We start from the raw sequence: 18,981 nt of genomic DNA, 5'->3' as shown, positions 1-18,981 counted from the left end.
AATATTATTATATAAGCATATACTTATATATGTGGAAAACTGAGGTGACGACAATTGGACATTCAATTTTTAGAAAAACAGTTAAAAGCGGTGTCAGATGTGAATCGTCTTACTTTACTTAGTTGTTTGAAGTCAGGAGAAACTTGCGTTTGTGACCTAGTTGATGTCATCGGAATCTCTCAACCGGCTGTTAGTCAACAGTTAAAAAAACTTGAAGAAGCAGGCATAGTAACTGCTCGCAAAGTTGGGACATGGAAACACTACAGAATTGTTGAACAGCAATCACCTGTAATCCAAGCAATTATTGATCAATTACCAAATTAATGCACTACTTGTGAGTCATAAAAGTTTGGGAGCGATTATATGCTTGTCCATCATTCAGGTAACAAGAGTAAAGAGTTCTTCTACTCGTATATGAGGTTAATTTTATTAACGAGAACTTCTTCAATTGATGAAATGCAAAAAATTGTTGAAAGTTACTTTTTTAATGGAAATATTGAAGAATATGGTGAACATACAAGAGAACAGTATATTCAAGCTTTAAAACAAATTCAGTCAGAAAATGATAAGTAGCTTTGTGCTACTTATTTATTTGTACGATATATAAGCAAATACTTATATTTGGAGGTTTTAAAATGAAAATGACATTCAATATTTTAAATCAATCTGCTACTTGTTGTGAACCTACGACAAATTGCTTCGAGCCTGAAACGAAGCTTCCTATTGCCATTATTGGGGCGGGGCCAGTCGGACTTGCGGCTGCTGCACAACTTGCTGCTAAAAACGTACCTTTTATCCTTTTAGAAAAAGGAAGCGAAGTAGGGGCAAACATTCGTACATGGGGGCATGTAAAGCTGTTTTCACCATGGAAATATAACTTTGATGCAACTGCAAAAGAATTGCTCTTACAATCAGGATCGCAATTACCCAATGAGGATGACGTGCCAACAGGGCAGGGAATTATTGACCAATATTTAAAACCATTGTCTGAATTAGACCAATTGAAACCATTTGTATTAACAAATCATCGTGTCATCTCAATTACAAGAAAGTACAATGACAAAATGAAAAATAAAAACAGAACTAGTACACCATTTATCATATATGCTGATAGTAATGAAGAAGTTAAGACTTTTGAAGCTCGTGCAGTTCTTGATGCTACGGGTACTTGGGGAAATCCAAACCCAGCACAAGGAAACGGTGTATGGCTTCCGATAGAAAAAGCATTAAGTGAACGTATTGACTATCATATTCCTAATTGTGAAGAGAATCCAACGCTCTATGCGAACAAAAAACTAGCTGTAATTGGTGGCGGGCACTCTGCAATCAATTCACTTTTAAACTTGGTTAAATTAAAGGAAACAGCTCCATCAACAGAAATTACTTGGATTTTACGTAAAGAAAATGTTGAACTTGCTTACGGTGGTGAACAGAGTGATGCCCTTGCTGAAAGAGGGGCTCTTGGCACACGGATACGCCAACTTGTGGAGGAAGAAATAATTAAGGTGATAACACCGTTCTTTATTACTTCATTAAGTGAAAGTGGAAAAATCACTATCAGAGGCACAAGCAGAAATGAAGAAATCAATTTAGATGGATATGACCGATTAATTGTAAACGCGGGTAGTCGACCAGATTATTTGATTAATAGCGAACTTCGCTTAAATATTGATCCAGTAACAGAAAGTGTTACAGCTTTAGCACCATTAATTGACCCAAATGTGCATAGTTGTGGAACTGTGCGACCACATGGAGAAGAGGAGTTACGTCAGCCAGAAGAAAACTTTTATGTAGTTGGAGCAAAAAGTTACGGTCGCGCACCAACATTCTTAATGGCAACAGGCTATGAACAAGTTCGTTCCATCACTGCATATCTAACAGGTGATTTAGAAAGTGCAAAACGTGTGGAATTAGTACTACCTGAAACAGGTGTATGTAGTAGTGGAATTAGTAGTTGTTGTTAATAGCAATTAAGCGGGGGAATTTATATGCAAGTTCGTCAAATGGTTGAAACTGATTTAGATCAAGTGCTGAAAATATACGGTGAAGGATTAGCTACGGGATATGCGACATTTGAAACAACTATCCCCTCCAAAGAAGTATGGGATAAGAAGTACCATCCTAAATTACGTTTCGTTGCAGAATACGAGGGGATTATAGTTGGTTGGATTACTTTATCACAAGTGTCAAGTAGGAAAGTTTACCGGGGTGTGGGTGAAATTAGTGTTTATATAAGCGAATCTGCTCGAGGTAAAGGGATTGGAACATTATTAATGGAAACGATGATTCAAGATAGTGAAAAAGAGGGCTTTTGGACACTCGAATCTTCCATTTTTGCTATTAATAAACCTAGTCTTGCACTTCATGAGAGAGTTGGCTTTCGTGTTGTCGGTACGAGAGAGAAAATTGCCCAGAGATACGGGACGTGGCATGACACGATTATTATGGAGAGAAGAACTAAAAATAATTAATTAAAAATGGTTTATTTTATAAAAATGCTAATGTTAAAGGATTAGCGTTTTTTATGTTGAAATTAAAAAAAGAGGGGGGATTAAAAATGGGTTCAAGAATCATGCATTTAATCATAGCTAATAGAATTGCAGATAGGCTTTCAATCGAGAATCGAACGGAATTTTTACTTGGGGGTATTGCTCCTGATGCGGTTTCGCCGAAAGATGATTCACATTTCTATACAGGGGATGTTCAAGAATTTAATCGAAGCATTGATTATCAAGGGTTTTTCCATAAATATCGTTCCCATATTGAAAATCAATATATATTGGGTTATTATTCGCATTTGATTGCAGATGATATTTGGTTAAAGGGATTTTATCTTCCGTGGTTAAGAAATCGCATGGAAACTAACAAAGAAATCTTTCAACAATATCATAATGATTTCCGCTTACTGAACGGAAAGTTATTAGATTACTATGGATTTAAAGATGATTTAAGAAAAAGTCTTAGTATTCAACCTAACATTATTGACCTGGATGAGGTTAAATCTAAAGATGTGATAAATTTCATACCTTATGTAATCGGAGATATGGATTATGATTCTGACCTAGTAGAGAAGGAAAAATTAAATGTATTTACATTCGATCAAATCGTTGGATACATTGAAACTTCTGTTGATTTAGGGTTGCTGAAGTTAATGAAATTAAAGGAATTCTCTAAAGGGTATTAACAAATATCTATATTTACCTTTACATTATGTTTACATTTCATTTAATTGATTTATAATACTAGTGGTGATAGATATGAATGTAACTGATAAAGAACTTGCGACTCTTTATGTTAAATATAAAAAAGAAAAGAAACTTTTTAAAGAAAAACAAAAAGATAGATGTTCACTTGTGGATCTCAATCATTATTTAGAGATTAAGAAATACTTATCAATCTTAAAGTTAGAAATGAGTCATCGAGGTTTGACAAAAAAACAAGTGAAAAAAATAAGTAAGTGTTAAAATCCTATTTTTGAATGGAAATAGGATTTTTTTTGTTATTGTAAGCTTTCGCAAGTATATCCCCCGAATTCGCAAATAAATCATTAGAAATCGCAACTAACAATAAAACCGCAAATTACCTCTAGGATATCGTAAGTAAACCACCTAAAATGGCAAGTAAACCAATTAATCTCGCAAATAAATCCACCATATTCGCAAATAAAATTAAAATTGCAATTAACCCCTCTGAAATCGCAAGTAACCCACTCAAATCCACAAGTAAACCAACCATTTTCACAAGTAAATCCTTCAAATGCGCAAGTAAAATTGACTAATTCATTCATAAGAAATAGGACAAGGGGCCTCTAACATATACATGTAAGGAAAATAAATTAGGAGGGGTCCCCCATGGCAAATCCCATTGTTGCGCGGTCACTAAATGAAATTCAGTTTTGGTCAAGAATCATGAAGGAGCATTCCTTGTTTTTGAAGTTAGGGTTTACGTATGAACAAAAAGATTTAATAGCAGAAGCACAATATTACTATGATTTGTTTGAAAGAATTGAAGAGAAATTAAGTCGATTTTCGCTAAACTCTGATTTACGTGCAGTTCAAGCCTTTAATACCGAAGTATACTCAGCTGCAGTACACATTTGGGCATTTAAAAGAAAGATATTGGACTTAACATTACGTTGTGAAATCCTAACGAATAATTACCCATTACTGGTGGACCATACAAGTAGGGAAGCCGCATACTTTGCTAGAAGGTTAAAGGAACTCAATGAAGGGGTATTAGCACCAAAACCTGATGATATTATTAAAGAAAATGTTTTCTTCCTTAAGATTATGGCAGATCATGCTAAGTTCATTGGTCACCTGTTAGACCCGTCTGAAAGAAAATTAGTAGCACAGGCAAGGGAATTTAGTCATGACTTTGACCAATTGTTATTCCAAGCACAAGATTTAGATTCGATGAGACCCCAATCTGAAACAAGACCAATATTAGGGCAAATGTTAGATCAAAATAAAGTATCTACTAAATCTTTAAGGGACTTTAAGAAACAAGCGAGAGAATTAATTGAGGAATGTCGTATTAAGAGTAACATTCATCCACTCCTTGCGGACCATACATTTAGAGAAGCTGAAAGATTCTTAGAAATTATTGATATGTATGAAGCTCATTTGAATGCAAGATAAATATCGAAACCCTGCGTTAGTTCAGCAATGAATTAACGCATTTTTTAATTGCATAAAATTAAAATCTGCGATTATTCCTATAGATATCTTGACATATTGAACAAGGAGCAATATAGTTACCTTCATAATTAAATCGTACAAAAAAGATAGAGATTGAAGGGTTAAAAGTGAAAAAAGAGCAATTGTGGACAAAGGATTTTATTATTATATCCACTATAAATTTTTTGTTAGCGCTAGTTTTTTATTTATTAATAGTAATTATAGGTGTTTATGCAGTAGAAGAATACCAAGCTTCAACAAGTGAAGCTGGCCTTGTGACTGGGATATTTATTGTAGGGGCGTTAGTAGGAAGGCTATTCATAGGGAGAAGTATTAATTCAATAGGTTTGAAGAAAACTTTATTTATTGGATTAGTTTTTTATCTTTTAACGACTTCACTTTATTACATACATTTTGGCATTGCCTTTCTAATTTTTACAAGGTTTTTACATGGGATTGCGTTGGGAATCGCAAGTACTGCGACTGGTACGATTGTTGCGCAAATCATTCCAAAAACTCGTAAAGGAGAAGGAATCGGATATTACAGCATGAGCTCAACTTTAGCTACTGCCATCGGTCCTTTCCTTGGTCTATTAATGACTCAATACACATCAACAAATATGATCTTTAGTTTATGTCTAGTATTAGGGGTCAATAGTGTAATTACTACATTTTTTGTGAACGTGCCATTACTTACAAATTCATCAAAAGCAACTGATATTAAAGGCTTTAAACTTTCTCAGTTTGTTGAACCAAAGGCAGTTCCAATAGCAGTTATTACACTAATGTTAGCTTTGTGTTATTCAAGTGTTCTTTCTTTTATTAATTTTTATGCGATTGAAATTAATTTAGTGGAAACAGCTAGTTTCTTCTTTCTTGTTTATTCGATAGCCGTGTTAATTTCAAGACCATTTACAGGGCGATTAATGGATTTGAAGGGTGCAAATTACGTTATGTATCCAGCCTTTATTATATTTACAGCAGGTATGATACTGTTAGGTTTTTCTAACAATAGCTTCACTTTACTATTATCCGGTGCATTAATTGGCTTAGGGTTTGGTAATATGCAATCCTGTACACAAGCAATCGCCATTAAGTTAACACCACCTGAACGAATGGGACTTGCGACGTCAACGTTCTTCATATTTCTTGATGCTGGACTTGGATTTGGACCATATTTACTTGGTTTGATTCTTCCATTAACAACTTACAGTAATCTATATATTAGTTTGGGAATCTTAGTGTTAGTGTCCACAGGTATATACTATTTGTTACATGGTAAGAAGGATACAATTACTAATTAGAATTTTTTTACTAATAAAGGTTAGGAACGGAATCACTGATTTTAATTGTACTTACTGTGTATATTCAGTAAGAGTAGCAATAATTCCAACCGCCCTTTTGCGGATAAAAAACCTCCCTTAACTCAAAATAAGAGTGATGGAGGTGATATTGTGGGAAGCAATAAGCATAAAAACAACAAAACACAAAACAAAACGAAACAACAAAATCAAAACCAAAATGCAAACAGACAGCGTGCTAACCGAGAAGAGTTCGCTGAGGAAGTAAATATTAATCGCAATAATAAGAACAATGATAACAATGTTGACTGCGAAGACTGTTAATTTACATTAAGACAAAACTTAATTCCTCAGACAGAACCCTAAGAGTACACTTATTTATAAGTGTCTATTAGGGTTTTATATTTTAGCTTTAACAAAAACCTTATGGATTATTACAGCAAGGGGAGGCATTTAGTATGGAACATGGTAAGGTGAAATGGTTTAACTCTGAAAAAGGATTTGGATTCATCGAACGTGAAGGTGGAGATGATGTATTCGTACATTTCTCAAGTATTCAAAGTGAAGGATTCAAATCATTAGAAGAAGGACAAAACGTTACTTTTGAAATAGAAGATGGAGAACGTGGACCACAAGCTAAAAACGTTCAAAAAGCTTAACGTAAAAATAGACCCGGTTAGGGTCTATTTTTATTGTCCTCCGCTCCCTGTATAAACTAATATTTCACGCCCATAATAAGTAGGAATTTAAGGGAGGGAGTTTTTAATGGAAATCCCAGCACGTGTTGGAGGGAAGAGTGAGAAGAATGGTGAAGGTAAGTTAAAATGGTGGCAACTTTCCCTAATTGGTGTTGGCTGTACAATTGGTACAGGCTATTTTCTAGGTTCAGGTATTGGAATATTTAAAACTGGTCCTTCCTTTTTTATTGCATTTATATTAGCTGGATTAACAGCAATGATTGTCTCAGAAATTTTAGGAAAAATGTTCATACAGGACCCACAAAAAGGTTCATTTCGTACTTATGCCAAAAAGGCGTATGGTCGTTGGGCTGGATTTAGTAGTGGTTGGGTATATTGGTTTTCCGAAATGTTGATTGCTGGCAGTCAGCTAACAGCACTTTCTTTACTCACTCGATTTTGGTTTCCACAAATCCCTTTGTGGATATTAGCATCAATATATGCAACCCTTGGTATTATCGTTGTCCTAATAGGTACGAAAGGTTTTGAACGAGTAGAGAACATTTTTGCAGTTATGAAAGTAGCAGCAATCTTTATGTTCATCATATTAGCGATTTTAATTTTATTTGGAAACTTTGGCGGTAAGATTACTGATTTTACTTTACCGAACTCAATGGATTCGCTTTTCGCCAATGGAATCATTGGATTATGGACATCATTAATATTTGGGTTTTATGCATTTGGCGGTATCGAGATCATGGGAATACTCTCCATGAGACTTCAAAATAAAAATGAAGTCATTAAATCAACAACCGTCATGCTCATCATATTAACGTCTATCTATTTAATTTCAATTTTTTTAGCATCAGGTTTTGCATCGTTTGATCAGTTTAATGCGCAAGAAAGTCCATTCGTTATTGCTCTTGCAAAATATAATTTGGCATTTTTCCCACATGTATTTATAGGAGCTATTATTATTGCAGGCTTTTCTACAATGGCAGCTTCATTATTTGCTGTAACAAGTATGTTACTAACTATGGCAGAGGATGGGGATGCACCAAAGGTTTTTGCTAAGAAAGGAAAATTAAAAGTACCTCCGTTTGCTTTAGCATTAACAATTTCAGTATTAATACTTTCCATAATAATTTCAAGGCTTGTCCCAGATCGAGTATACGAATATATTACAACAGCGGCTGGATTGATGCTCATTTACAATTGGTTTTTCATACTTGTTTCGTTTCCTAAACTAATAAAAGCAACGAAATTTGATCATATTAAAAGATTTCTTGCAATGTTCTTAATCTTACTTGCAGTAAGTGGCACCATACTAGATGGGACAAACCGTATTGGGTTTTTTGTTAGTATAGTCTTTATTGCCATTGTACTCATCGTCATTCTCTTTATGAAAAAAGGGAGTAAAAAGAAAACGAAAGAATTTCCTAAAGGTATTTATTAGAAAAACATTAATCGGATAGCTTGTACACCAAAATATAAGCCGAATCCAATAAGTGAAAGACCTGAAATAATTGATATTAACCCTAACACTTTCGTTTTAAGTAATCTCCTGAAACTACTTGCAACAAACGCCATAGTAACATCCCAAATAAATAAACCAACAAAGATCGCTAAGCTGTATAAAATGACATGATTCATATCATAAGTTGAAACGGTCTCAACAAGAACCGATCCAAATATACCTAGCCAAAAAAGAATTGATAACGGATTTGTAAGAGATAATAAAAACCCATAAAGGAAAGATTTCTTTAAAGTTCTTCCCTTAATGTATTTTAATTCAACTTCTTTTTTGGCACTCATAATACTATCAACACCAGTATAAATGAGTACAAAACATCCAAACGACCAAAGTAATGTTTGCATAAACGCTGTTTCAAGAAATTGTGACACACCTAAATACACGATGAGCATATAAAATGCATCAGCTAACATTGCACCTAATCCAAGTACCCAAGCATGGAAAAAGCCACCGTAGATTCCTTTTGTTAGCTGGGCGGCATTAATGGGACCAATTGGAGCAGCAAGGGAAATCCCAAGAAAGATATAACCAAGAAAAGTAGTCATATTGTAAACTCCTTAAGTGAAAAAATCGTTTATACCATCCTATTCACTGCTTGGCCAAGGTAGGACAAAATATGAAATATATTAGTTAAATGTGAGAAGGAGTCAAAGTAATGCCTGTATATGTTTATCAAACCTTTCAGATTAAGCAAGAGAAATTTAAAGAGGCTATCGAAAATTTGCAGGAGATTAAGAAGTATCGAAACGAAACATATGATCATTCGGTGGAAGTGTTAATTCCTATTACTGGTCATGATTATACTTACGCAATTCATGCGACTTACGATAGTTTAGCAGAGATGGAAATTCAAAACAGAAAAATGTATGACGATGATGAATACTTAAAGTTAGTAGGAAACTTTTTCTTAGACCATGTCGTTCAAGGGACGATGTATACTCAAATTTACCGTGGTATTACTAAAAAAATTGCGAGTAAAGATGATAAACAAGAGTAAATTAAAAGCAATTTCAACATTATAAATAGGTTGAAATTGCTTTTTAAATATAAAAAAACAAAACCAACATAGGGTTGATTTTGTTTGAGATCGTAATATTTATGTATTCTATGACCGTGCACCTTTTTTCGATAGTCGCTCATAGTCGTTACTATTATCGCCAGCTCAGGTTAGGCTACCCCACGGCACATGAGTAAACTCCACTTAATGCTGCTTCCTTCCGGACCTGACATGGTTCATGGGTACTCATTGCGCGGGACCCGACCGTCAACACTACGTGTAATAGGCAGGCACTACAATACAGACAACCTAGAAAAGGGCTTCATTCTCGCTATAGCGGATTGCGAGTTACAGGGCACCGCTACCTCCCCAACTAGCACGGACAAGTAATGTAATTATATAATATAAATTTGATATACGCAATACTATTTTGATATTTTTCTATAATGATACCACCTAGAATTATAAATGCGGTTCATAGAATATTACGAAAAAAGCTCGATGAACGGTTATTCATCAAGCTTTACATATAAATTCCTTGTTGCCCAGAGTAAAACAAGGAACATAATTTCTAATACGAGAGTGGACAAAAGAATGATAATAGAAATGAAAATCAATGAATTATTTAATGGAATATTCGGGAGGAAACTTGAAAACAAGTATATGATAAAAATGTTAATGAAATAGATTCTACCAGTCCATAAGGAACGCTTTTCAAATGATGGATCATTAGCAGCTTTTGCAATTTCAATAATAAGCTGGAATAGATAAAACACTAAAATTAAATCCATCAATGAAAAAATCCCATAATACCAATCCCAATCATTTAGAGTATCTTCATAAAAGATGGAAGGGATTGAATAGAATATCAATGCTAGGGATACATATTTTGATTTATTGCCAATTGGAAATTTATTTATTAATTGCTTAATTCCTGAGTAGATCAAATAATAACCGATAGGATCTATGAGTATATCAATGAAGATTCGTATATCAAAGATCGTTAGGATATAGCCCCAAAAAATCTTACGGAAAATCGGACTCATTACTGATTTAAACCTCCCGTCTGTTTTTCGATGATTTTGTTAACGTCCTCTTCTGTTAGGGAAGGACGATTACTAGAGTTAATAGGGACTGCATATTCAAAAGGCTCGCCATCATCTGTGGTACCATAAATCGTAATATTGAAATCAAATGCAAGTTTGCTCTCAGGACTAAAATACATATACAGTTTCATGTAATCCGACTCACTTAAATGGATCGGAAATAGCTCATCATTTAGAGAAACACCCTCCAAATCATCTAAAAGCATATCAGACAAAAATTTCTCGTTATACCAATCTGGTATCTTTGAATAGGTATCGATATCAACTTGAGTAGTTATTTTAGGCTCGAAAAACAATTTAAGGTAAAGATCTGTTCCAACCTGCTCAGAGAAAGGAATTGATATACCATCAATTGTTAATGGCTCTGTTGCAACTGCGTACCATTCATAAAAATTGCGGTTACTTGATGAATCATAAGTATTTTTTAGGGCATCATCAGCTTGCAACTTCCCATAAACACGCACTTCACCGATATTTGCTTCAATCGTTTTGCCATTAGTAAAAGTAACTTCCATATTGTTAAAAGTCCATATATCATCTGAACCCTCATTAACAGGAATACTATCTGTTGGTAATTGTAAAGTTACAGATTGTAAGGTATGGTGGGTAAATTCTTCTTTAATATCAGGTCTGTACACGTCTTTGCTCCAGAATGAAGGAAAAGGAACCTCAATTGGATTCATCTTTACATCATTAACAGTGACATAACTAACTTCAGCTGGTTCAGCCTTATCACTTAAATAGAAAAATTGAAGTTGGTTACCTTCATATACAAATGTTTCATAGTAATGCTGTAAGAAGATTGGTTCGGTTAATTTTTTTGACTGAAAATATAATTCGTTACCAACCATACTACATAGCACAATAAAAAGACCTATCCAAAGATAACGTTCTTTCAACACATTTCACTCATTTCTTCAAAAAATTTACAAAACCCTTTATACTAGAATAAAGGAAGTTTTCGAAGGATGATAGTTATTTCTGAAGTTTGACAATAAAGAGAAACTGATTTGATCTGAAAAAATAATGTCGTTGAATTATTTTTCTCAAAACTTCGTATTAACGTATTTAACATAGGACATAACCATAATTATGTGCAATTGCACATAATTATGGTTATGTCGTATAACGATTTCGTCTAGTGAATGAAATTCGATGATAAGAAAGTTGCCATGTAGTATGAAATGAAGATAGTTAATAGGAGGATAGAAATGAGCTACTCAACGTTTAGTTATGTAACTTACATTGGAACGACTCCAGAAAAGTTATGGGATGCACTTACTAATAAGGATTATACGCAAGAATATTGGTTTGGTAGAAAGATTCAATCGGATTGGAAAAAGGGATCACCGGTTACATTCCATGATGAAGAAGACATTTTAACTGATCATGGAGTTTTAGTAAACTATGAGCCTTGTCAACGACTATCTTATACATTTCTTTGGGTAGAGGATCATACTGAACGAGATCAAGCTCCAAAAGTAACTTTTACTCTGCAATCAATGAAAGAAACCGTCAAGTTAACATTAAAACATGAATTTCTTCTACCAACTGACTTTTACGATGAAAACTCAGGTTTTCAAGGGATTAATAATGGATGGCCAGCAATCCTTAGTAACTTAAAGACTTTGCTTGAAACAGAGAGAACGTTACCTGCAGTTTCTATAAAGTAAATCTATGAATTCGTTCTGATTCTCGTAGCTAATGCATTTATTTATAATAGGACTCAATGGAAAGATTGTAGAGTTAGAAAAATAAAATAAGAAATACATGAAAAGCTAAAGATTTATAGGGTGGTGAAGGGGAAGATGACTAAAAAGTACAGAGCCCAACTTGGGTTATTTGGTAGTCTTCTTTTATGTTTCTCTGGCGTGTATCGCTTAATCATGGAATATCCGGTGATAGAATTTATTCCTGCTTTATTTGCAGTCAGCGGTTTTATTGGAATTTTAGGTGGAATTTTTGAAATTAGGAAAATTAATAAAAAGGAAAACAACGATAAGTTACTAGAAAATAATTAATCGAATGACTATAAAAAAAGAGGTTTGGAATCCGATATAAATTCCAAACTTCTTTTTTTATTATGTAAGTAAACCACATTTATGAAAAGACAGGAGGATGTGGAAACGTATTTTGTTAATTTGCGTTATTCTTTAAAGACTGTATTGTAGGGGGAGCCTATAAATGTTTAAATATTTACTTCAAATAATGATTAGCGGCGTGGTGTTGTTATTCTCAACAGTTGCTGCTTGGTATGAAGGAAGTGCCATCGTTGAAAATAGTTTGGAATGGGATTATTCAACCCCTTTTACTCACTTATTAGGCACTGAAATTTTGACAGGAAAAGAAATTTTCGTATTCGATTATTTTGTGTATGCCATTAAGTTCCAGCCATTTTTCCCAATGATTATTCTAATATGTTTGCTATATATGGCTAGTTTAACTCTAATCTTAGTTGGAAAAAGGAACATAAATCAGGGAATGTTGCTCGCCTTTGTTATTGGACTTCTTTGTCTTGGGGCAAGTTCAATGTTTTATGATGCTACCACTTTAGGAGGAAGTCTGTTTTTTTATACATTATTATTAAGCGCTGTGTTAACGATTCTTATATCAATGTTCTTCTTTCTTAAAAATAAACATAAACAACAAAATACTGAAATAAGCGATATATAAAAGCGTTGATTAGGATTGACGCTTTTAATTCGAAGTGATTGACTAATTTTACTTTCATACATTGTGACAGCTCTTTATTCAGTATCATCTGGCAATTCCAGCTTTTCTCCATTATCATAAAGAGTATCGTTTTACTTTTAACCCTTGCGAGATATGGCTTAGCAATAAGGGGATCATATTAATGGAAACTGAAAAAAGGTTCAGTAAAAGAATTTGATTTTATTATCTTATAGGTGCGATTATTGGGGCAACTATTGGGATCATTGCTTATAACTTTAATTGGCTCGGGTAATATAAATTTATTTTAGATTGCAATTTTTGAAGGGATGATTACGTTGACTAGTTTATTATTTAGCGGTATTAAAAGTGGAACAAGTGATGAGGAAGTAAAATTATTTGTAGATATACAAAATGATTGGTTGGAAATCACACATACAAAGGAAATTTCCCAAGTGATCAATAAAACAACAGGAATATATATACGAGTAAGACGAAATACTTTGAAATCTGAGGTAGCATTCTAGTAAGAACAAAAATCAACTGAATTAGGTTGCTGTCTGAATCGACTATCTAAACGACGCTTTTTTCCACAGGGAAAATATAAAGATGAATGCATAAAACGCTTGGAGAGTAAACTCTCCAAGCGTTTTTCAACAAATTAGAAATTAAAGTCCACCAGTAACTGGGATTGATTCACCAGTGATGGCAGCTGCTCCTTCAGAAGCTAAGAATACAGCAGTTTTACCAATTTCAGATGGCTCAAGTAAACGTTTAATCCATTGTTTACCTAAGATGTGGTGATTTAATGCTTCTTCTACAGAAGTACCATCTTTTTCAGCTAATACTGGTAATTGTTTTTCAATTAATTCAGTACGTACTGGTCCTGGTTCGATACAGTTAACAGTAATTCCGTTTGTAGCATTTTCTAAAGCTACAACTTTAGAGAATCCAGTTTGTCCAGCTTTAGCAGCACAGTAAGCTGATTTGTAAGCATCAGGAACACGACCATGAGCAGATACGATGTTGATAATACGACCATAATTTTGAGCTTGCATTGATTTTAATGAGTGTTTTGTCATCAAGAAAGTACCTTTTAAGATAACGTCGTTTAAAAGATCCCATTTTTCTACTGGGAAGTCTTCAACTTTAGAGATAAATTGTAAACCAGCGTTGTTTACAACCACATCTACTGAACCACGTTCAGCAATTACTTTGTCGATTGCAGTTTTAACTGAAGTTTCATCTGCAACGTTTACTTTATAGCCTTTAGCATTCCCTAATTTTTCAGCGGCAGCATGTGCAGCTTCTTCATTTAAGTCAAAAATTGCTACGAAGTCACCGTTTGCGATAAATTCTTCTGCAATAGCATAACCTATACCTTGAGCGGCACCAGTGACAAGAACTGTACGATTTGTTGTTTTCATAATATATAACCTCCAGAAGTAATTAATAAGTAAATTAATAGTAATTAATAATATTTGTTAAGTATTGGAGAAGAAGTCTCATCTTCTCCAATATTTATTAATATAAGAAAATACCTAATAATAAAGCAGCTATTAATGCTAATAAATTTGGTACTGTCATAATAATGAATGCGTATTTGAATCCATTTTTATGAGTTAAACCTGTTAGAGCAAATAGTAATAAAACCGCACCTGAGTGTGGTATTCCTGTAAATACAGCTGAAGCAATTGCTGAAATTCGGTGCATTACATCAGGGTTTACACCCATTGCTAAGTAACTTTCCGCAAACGCTTCCATTGCAATGCCAAGCCCACCTGAAGCTGAACCAGTAATAGCCCCAAGCGCTGAAGAAGCAATTGCTAAACTAATTAATGGATCACCAGGAATGCCTAATATAAAATCGGAGATTGCTTTGAATCCTGGTGCTAATATAATAACAACACCAAACGCAACAGATGATGCTGTGAAGAAAATTGGCATAATAGAACCGTTCGCACCTAAGGTCAATGCTTCTTTGTGTGAAGGGATATATTTATGGAACAAGATAGCAGAAGTAATAACAGCTGCACCTAATCCAATTAACACAATATTCTCTACTTTCATCGCACTACCAGCAAAGATAAACACCATTAACACTAAAATAGGCAAGATACTTAAGAAGAAAGAAGGTGTTTTTTCTTTTAACTCAATTTGTTTACCAGCATTCTCATCTACTTGGAATGTTTCTTTATTTACTAAACTTTTATTTAATGCTCTACGCATATACCATAAACCAGAAGCAATAGCGACTATTGTAGCTACGATCCCTATTAGAGGTGCTGCGGTTATTTGTGTTCCTAAGTACTTCGATGGTACTACGTTCTGAATAGAAGGTGTACCCGGCATCATTGTCATCGTAAATGTCCCAATACCTAAAAATACTGGAAGAACAATCAAATTCCAGGCAATGTTTAATTGTTTAAACAATGGTTTTGCAAGGGGAATAACGACAAATAATACAACGAATAAACTAATTCCACCATATGTTAAAATGGCACTGATTAAAAAGACTGCTACTAATACAGGAAATGGTTTCTCCGTTCCTGTAATTTTAAGTACCTGTTGTGCAATCGATTGTGCTGCACCACTTTTTTCAATATATTGTGCTAAAATTGCACCTAATAAAAAGATGGTAAAAAAGCTAACAATAAATCCTGTAAGCCCTGTCATAAATGAAGCTTCTGTTCCAATTAAACTAGGGAAGAACTCCATTCCATTTGTTAATATGACTATAATCGAAGCTACAGGAGCAATAAATACAATACTGAATCCCTTCATCGAACCATAGACGATGACTGTGATTGCTATAAGAATTCCTAAAGTTCCCATATCATTTGTCCTCCTGTTTTTCTAGTTGTAAATTGTGAATTATTATTGACAGTATCTGTTCACTTTTAGAATTATGTCATAATATTGTCGGACTTTATAATACTTATTTTATTATTGCGAGTATAACATTTAAGTTATTATGCGTTTTTGAAGAAAACGGTTTCATACTTGAGAGCAGTATTGTTCGTTTTTTCTATAAATTTTCGTATGAAAAGGTAACTATAGCGAATAATCTTCGTTATACATGAATCGAGGAGTAAAGAAATGAAAGAAAATTTGTCTCTAAACTATTTACAGGCTATTGAAGAATATGGGGGTATTTCACACGCAGCAAATGCACTTTTTGTTTCACAACCATATTTGAGTAAATTTATAAAAAACTTAGAGGAAAAGATTGGTGTTGAGTTAATCAATCGTCAAGTGACACCTATCAAATTGACTTATGCAGGTGAATTGTATGTCGCATATATGAAAGACATACAAAAAACTTACGAAAAAATGCAACATGAACTTGAAGCGATTTCAAATTTGAAAAAAGGCCGGTTAACAATTGGAATTAATCCAATTCTTGCTTCTCATACGTTGTACAAATTTCTTCCTCAATTTATGGATAAATATCCAGGCATTGAGGTTCAACTTGAGGAAGCACCTGCTGCTGAAATGGAGGCATTAGTTCTTCAAAATAAAATTGATATTTGTATTAATATGTTGCCTATTACAAATTCAGATCTTGTTTATGAAAGATTATATGAAGAAAATATTTATCTAGTAATTCCACCTGGACATGAGTTATACGAGAAGAACATTACGGAGCCGAAGCATATTCCATTTAATCCTTCTCGGTTAAACAATGATAAATTTATATTGTTAAAACCAGGATTAGGCTTGCGCCGATTAACTGATCAAATTTTTGAGCATTACGATATTAAACCAAATATAATACTAGACACGAATAATATTGAAAATGCATTCAGATTAGCAAATAGCGGGTTAGGTATAACGTTAATTCCTGAATGTGTTGTAACACGTGACCAACTTGTATTTGAATCAAATTTATATACGATTGGAAATCCAACATATAAAAATAATGTTGTTATTAGTTACAAAAAAGATACTGAACTAACACCTGCTGCAACGGCATTTTTACAATTTACGAAAGACAAATATAAGCAATTTTAAAAAACCAATAATCTTTCATCGATAGTTTTCGGAAGAAAGATTATTGGTTTCTATTTTTTTTCTCTACTTTGTTAATTGAACCGGAAGCCATTTTCTCACGCTGTTAATAAACCAGATGTTTGTACACTTTTCTAAGTCAGCTAAAGTTAGTGTTTTCTCACTGACTCGGCCTTCTTTTATAAGGACTTCGCGATATGTGCCCGATAGTAACCCGCATTCGATAGGGGGTGTCCAAAGGGAACCGTCTATTTCAAGTACGATATTTCCATTAGTGAATTCCGTTAACTCTTCATTTTCATTCCAAAGGAGAACATCGAAATAATCTTTGAATTTATTTTGATAATCTTCATACATTTTTCGATGTGTGGTTTTATGATATAAATAAAGATTTTCTTTATTAATAGGCTTGTCAGCTAACGTTACGGTCATTGGCGCCTTCATCGTTTTTAACTGTTGTGCTTCAGTTGTTAAGGTACCTGATTTATCTAAAAGTAAACGGATTTTATATTCACCATCTTTATGCTTTTGGACAATTTCCGAAAGTGCTGCTCGGGCGTCTTCTATGTTCAATGAAAAGCCAAAATACTTAGCTGAATTTGATAGGCGACGAAGGTGTTCATCTAATAAGAAAAACTCTCCATCTTGTAATAAAATACTTTCTAGCAATTGGAATTCTGGTACATCTCTTTCGAGAAAACTAGCTTTTGCGAGAACTTCGTGATACTCACCTTTAGCGGTAGAATCCCAAGTAATCCCGCCACCAACACCATAAGTGGCTTCACCAGTTTGTCGGTCAATGACTACGGTTCTAATTGGTACGTTAAACACCGCTTCACCATTAGGGGCAAAATATCCAATGGCTCCACAGTATACTTCGCGAGGTGTGCTTTCTGTTTGAGAAATGATGTCCATCGTGCTAATTTTTGGTGCACCTGTAATTGAACCACAAGGGAATATTGCTTTGAAAATATTAAAGTAACTTGCATCAGGTGCAATTTTCGCTTTTACTGTAGAAGTCATTTGATGAACAGTAGGGTACTGTTCAACTTCAAAAAGCTTCGTCACATGAACGGAACCAAGCTCCGCAATTCTTCCTAAGTCATTTCGAAGTAAATCCACAATCATTACATTTTCCGAACGATTTTTTTCTGAATGGTATAACCATTTAGCATTCTCTTCATCTTCAGCTACCGTCTTGCCTCTTAAAGTTGTTCCCTTCATCGGACGAGTTATAATTTTGTCACCTTCAATATGAAAGAATAGCTCAGGGGAAGCAGATAATATGCTATGTTCACCAGTATTAATATAGGCACAATAATTAGAAGCTTGTGCTCGTTTTAGTTTTTGAAATAACGCAATGTCGTCACCTTCGAAGGTCGACTTTAGACGAATTGTATAATTTGTTTGGAATGTATCGCCTTTTTCTATCGATTGTTTAATAGACTTGATGGCTTCGTTGTATTCCTCAATGCTAACAGTAGGTTCCCATTTATCTATATGGAAGGTACCAGAACTATTTAGTGACCCTTGTTGAGGTTCTGAAAAAATGCCAAACCAGAGAAGCGGCATCGTATGGCCATCTCGTACTTTATAAGCAGCATCAAAGGCTGGAGCACTTTCGTATGTAAGAAAACCAGCAGCATAATATCCTTTTTCAACAGCTTCTTGTATTTGCTCAAAGCAAGGTAGAATTTCTTCTATTTTAGTTGCCACTATCAATTGAATTGGATTGCGGAAAGTTAAAGGCTGTATCTCGCCTGATGATGTAGCAAATTCAAATGAAAGCAGTGGTGATTGATCATTGGATGAAGTATGTTTCATGTTGGTGACCCTTTCTTCAGTTCGTCAGTATTTATGTTTTCTCTAACATATAACAAAGTGAAGAAGAAGGCTATGATTTTGATGATGTATATATAAGATACGAAGCAATAAAGCACTGCCAATAGCATAAATGCTTTAATGACAGTGCTTACTTTAAATTTATTCCTTGTAACTGGGTTTAG

Annotated in this window: 24 protein-coding genes and 1 other RNA gene; 17 read left to right on the top strand and 8 right to left on the bottom strand. The window is 34.1% G+C overall.

All coding sequences use genetic code 11. The features are described 5' to 3' along the window. The first annotated feature begins 54 nt into the window (after positions 1 to 54). The 6 genes from CRO45_RS10130 (at position 55) to CRO45_RS10105 (ending at position 3,464) form a co-directional block, all read left to right on the top strand. Positions 55 to 324, top strand: a complete 270-nt coding sequence (locus CRO45_RS10130) for an ArsR/SmtB family transcription factor (RefSeq protein WP_097149542.1) — start codon at positions 55 to 57, stop codon at positions 322 to 324. A 39-nt stretch (positions 325 to 363) separates the two neighbouring features. After that, positions 364 to 573: a hypothetical protein gene (locus CRO45_RS10125; protein WP_097149541.1), complete on the top strand. Its 210-nt coding sequence runs from the start codon at positions 364 to 366 to the stop codon at positions 571 to 573. Between the two features lie 62 nt (positions 574 to 635). Beyond that, positions 636 to 1,964 carry an NAD(P)-binding domain-containing protein gene (locus CRO45_RS10120; RefSeq protein ID WP_097149540.1) on the top strand — a complete coding sequence of 443 codons (1,329 nt, stop codon included), beginning with the start codon at positions 636 to 638 and terminating at the stop codon, positions 1,962 to 1,964. A 24-nt stretch (positions 1,965 to 1,988) separates the two neighbouring features. After that, positions 1,989 to 2,471 (top strand): GNAT family N-acetyltransferase, encoded by a 483-nt coding sequence (locus CRO45_RS10115; RefSeq protein ID WP_097149539.1) that lies wholly within the window; start codon positions 1,989 to 1,991, stop codon positions 2,469 to 2,471. A gap of 86 nt (positions 2,472 to 2,557) precedes the next feature. Continuing rightward, on the top strand, positions 2,558 to 3,184 hold the full coding sequence (locus CRO45_RS10110) for a zinc dependent phospholipase C family protein (RefSeq protein WP_097149538.1): 627 nt from the start codon (positions 2,558 to 2,560) through the stop codon (positions 3,182 to 3,184). Positions 3,185 to 3,257: 73 nt separating this feature from the next. After that, positions 3,258 to 3,464 (top strand): hypothetical protein, encoded by a 207-nt coding sequence (locus CRO45_RS10105; RefSeq protein ID WP_097149537.1) that lies wholly within the window; start codon positions 3,258 to 3,260, stop codon positions 3,462 to 3,464. A gap of 121 nt (positions 3,465 to 3,585) precedes the next feature. On the opposite strand, the gene CRO45_RS20060 is transcribed toward CRO45_RS10105, so the two are convergent. Further along, positions 3,586 to 3,741, bottom strand: coding sequence for a hypothetical protein (locus CRO45_RS20060; RefSeq protein ID WP_170949463.1), 156 nt, complete (start codon positions 3,739 to 3,741; stop codon positions 3,586 to 3,588). Between the two features lie 110 nt (positions 3,742 to 3,851). On the opposite strand from CRO45_RS20060, the gene CRO45_RS10100 reads away from it, so the two are divergent. The 5 genes from CRO45_RS10100 to CRO45_RS10085 all read left to right on the top strand — a co-directional run bounded on the left by CRO45_RS10100 (position 3,852) and on the right by CRO45_RS10085 (position 8,113). Next, complete coding sequence (locus tag CRO45_RS10100) at positions 3,852 to 4,640, top strand: DUF2935 domain-containing protein (RefSeq protein ID WP_097149536.1); 789 nt, start codon at positions 3,852 to 3,854, stop codon at positions 4,638 to 4,640. 167 nt (positions 4,641 to 4,807) lie between these two features. Next, positions 4,808 to 5,983: an MFS transporter gene (locus CRO45_RS10095; RefSeq protein ID WP_235864573.1), complete on the top strand. Its 1,176-nt coding sequence runs from the start codon at positions 4,808 to 4,810 to the stop codon at positions 5,981 to 5,983. A 150-nt stretch (positions 5,984 to 6,133) separates the two neighbouring features. Further along, entirely contained in the window at positions 6,134 to 6,304 is a 171-nt protein-coding gene (locus CRO45_RS20055) for a hypothetical protein (RefSeq protein WP_170949462.1), read from the top strand. A gap of 134 nt (positions 6,305 to 6,438) precedes the next feature. Continuing rightward, positions 6,439 to 6,639, top strand: a complete 201-nt coding sequence (locus tag CRO45_RS10090) for a cold-shock protein (protein ID WP_097149534.1) — start codon at positions 6,439 to 6,441, stop codon at positions 6,637 to 6,639. 106 nt (positions 6,640 to 6,745) lie between these two features. Continuing rightward, the gene (locus CRO45_RS10085) at positions 6,746 to 8,113 is read left to right on the top strand and encodes an amino acid permease (RefSeq protein ID WP_170949461.1); all 1,368 of its coding nucleotides are present in this window, start codon (positions 6,746 to 6,748) and stop codon (positions 8,111 to 8,113) included. On the opposite strand, the gene CRO45_RS10080 is transcribed toward CRO45_RS10085, so the two are convergent. Continuing rightward, entirely contained in the window at positions 8,110 to 8,736 is a 627-nt protein-coding gene (locus tag CRO45_RS10080; RefSeq protein WP_097149533.1) for a LysE family transporter, read from the bottom strand. The two genes, CRO45_RS10085 and CRO45_RS10080, sit on opposite strands and share 4 nt — an antisense overlap. 110 nt (positions 8,737 to 8,846) lie before the next feature. Here CRO45_RS10080 and CRO45_RS10075 point away from each other — a divergent pair, with 110 nt between their 5' ends. Then, positions 8,847 to 9,188: a hypothetical protein gene (locus tag CRO45_RS10075; protein ID WP_097149532.1), complete on the top strand. Its 342-nt coding sequence runs from the start codon at positions 8,847 to 8,849 to the stop codon at positions 9,186 to 9,188. A gap of 114 nt (positions 9,189 to 9,302) precedes the next feature. On the opposite strand, the gene ffs is transcribed toward CRO45_RS10075, so the two are convergent. The 3 genes from ffs to CRO45_RS10060 all read right to left on the bottom strand — a co-directional run bounded on the left by ffs (position 9,303) and on the right by CRO45_RS10060 (position 11,193). After that, positions 9,303 to 9,570, bottom strand: an RNA gene (gene ffs / locus CRO45_RS10070) — signal recognition particle sRNA large type. Between the two features lie 127 nt (positions 9,571 to 9,697). After that, positions 9,698 to 10,234: a hypothetical protein gene (locus CRO45_RS10065; protein ID WP_097149531.1), complete on the bottom strand. Its 537-nt coding sequence runs from the start codon at positions 10,232 to 10,234 to the stop codon at positions 9,698 to 9,700. After that, a complete protein-coding gene (locus CRO45_RS10060) occupies positions 10,234 to 11,193 on the bottom strand; it encodes a hypothetical protein (protein WP_097149530.1) in 960 nt (319 codons plus the stop codon). Before CRO45_RS10060 ends, CRO45_RS10065 begins: the two co-directional genes overlap by 1 nt. 312 nt (positions 11,194 to 11,505) lie before the next feature. Between CRO45_RS10060 and CRO45_RS10055 the strand changes: the two genes are divergently transcribed. From CRO45_RS10055 to CRO45_RS10040, 4 genes are all read left to right on the top strand, one after another. Further along, positions 11,506 to 11,967 carry an SRPBCC family protein gene (locus CRO45_RS10055; RefSeq protein ID WP_097149529.1) on the top strand — a complete coding sequence of 154 codons (462 nt, stop codon included), beginning with the start codon at positions 11,506 to 11,508 and terminating at the stop codon, positions 11,965 to 11,967. 135 nt (positions 11,968 to 12,102) lie between these two features. Beyond that, positions 12,103 to 12,315: a hypothetical protein gene (locus CRO45_RS10050; RefSeq protein WP_097149528.1), complete on the top strand. Its 213-nt coding sequence runs from the start codon at positions 12,103 to 12,105 to the stop codon at positions 12,313 to 12,315. 163 nt (positions 12,316 to 12,478) lie between these two features. Then, complete coding sequence (locus CRO45_RS10045) at positions 12,479 to 12,967, top strand: DUF4306 domain-containing protein (protein WP_097149527.1); 489 nt, start codon at positions 12,479 to 12,481, stop codon at positions 12,965 to 12,967. Positions 12,968 to 13,302: 335 nt separating this feature from the next. Beyond that, a complete protein-coding gene (locus tag CRO45_RS10040; protein WP_097149526.1) occupies positions 13,303 to 13,491 on the top strand; it encodes a hypothetical protein in 189 nt (62 codons plus the stop codon). Between the two features lie 141 nt (positions 13,492 to 13,632). Here the strand turns inward: CRO45_RS10040 and CRO45_RS10035 are convergent, their stop codons facing one another. After that, positions 13,633 to 14,391 carry a 3-hydroxybutyrate dehydrogenase gene (locus CRO45_RS10035; RefSeq protein WP_097149525.1) on the bottom strand — a complete coding sequence of 253 codons (759 nt, stop codon included), beginning with the start codon at positions 14,389 to 14,391 and terminating at the stop codon, positions 13,633 to 13,635. 97 nt (positions 14,392 to 14,488) lie between these two features. Beyond that, on the bottom strand, positions 14,489 to 15,799 hold the full coding sequence (locus CRO45_RS10030; RefSeq protein ID WP_097149524.1) for a GntP family permease: 1,311 nt from the start codon (positions 15,797 to 15,799) through the stop codon (positions 14,489 to 14,491). A 264-nt stretch (positions 15,800 to 16,063) separates the two neighbouring features. On the opposite strand from CRO45_RS10030, the gene CRO45_RS10025 reads away from it, so the two are divergent. Further along, a complete protein-coding gene (locus tag CRO45_RS10025; protein WP_097149523.1) occupies positions 16,064 to 16,978 on the top strand; it encodes a LysR family transcriptional regulator in 915 nt (304 codons plus the stop codon). Positions 16,979 to 17,041: 63 nt separating this feature from the next. Here the strand turns inward: CRO45_RS10025 and pabB are convergent, their stop codons facing one another. Beyond that, positions 17,042 to 18,799: an aminodeoxychorismate synthase component I gene (gene pabB, locus CRO45_RS10020; protein WP_097149522.1), complete on the bottom strand. Its 1,758-nt coding sequence runs from the start codon at positions 18,797 to 18,799 to the stop codon at positions 17,042 to 17,044. Positions 18,800 to 18,981 lie beyond the last annotated feature (182 nt).

Origin of the sequence: Ureibacillus acetophenoni (assembly GCF_900220965.1) — a bacterium.
In the GTDB taxonomy this organism is placed as follows: Bacteria; Bacillota; Bacilli; order Bacillales_A; family Planococcaceae; genus Ureibacillus; species Ureibacillus acetophenoni.
This window is presented reverse-complemented; position numbering and strand designations above follow the sequence as displayed.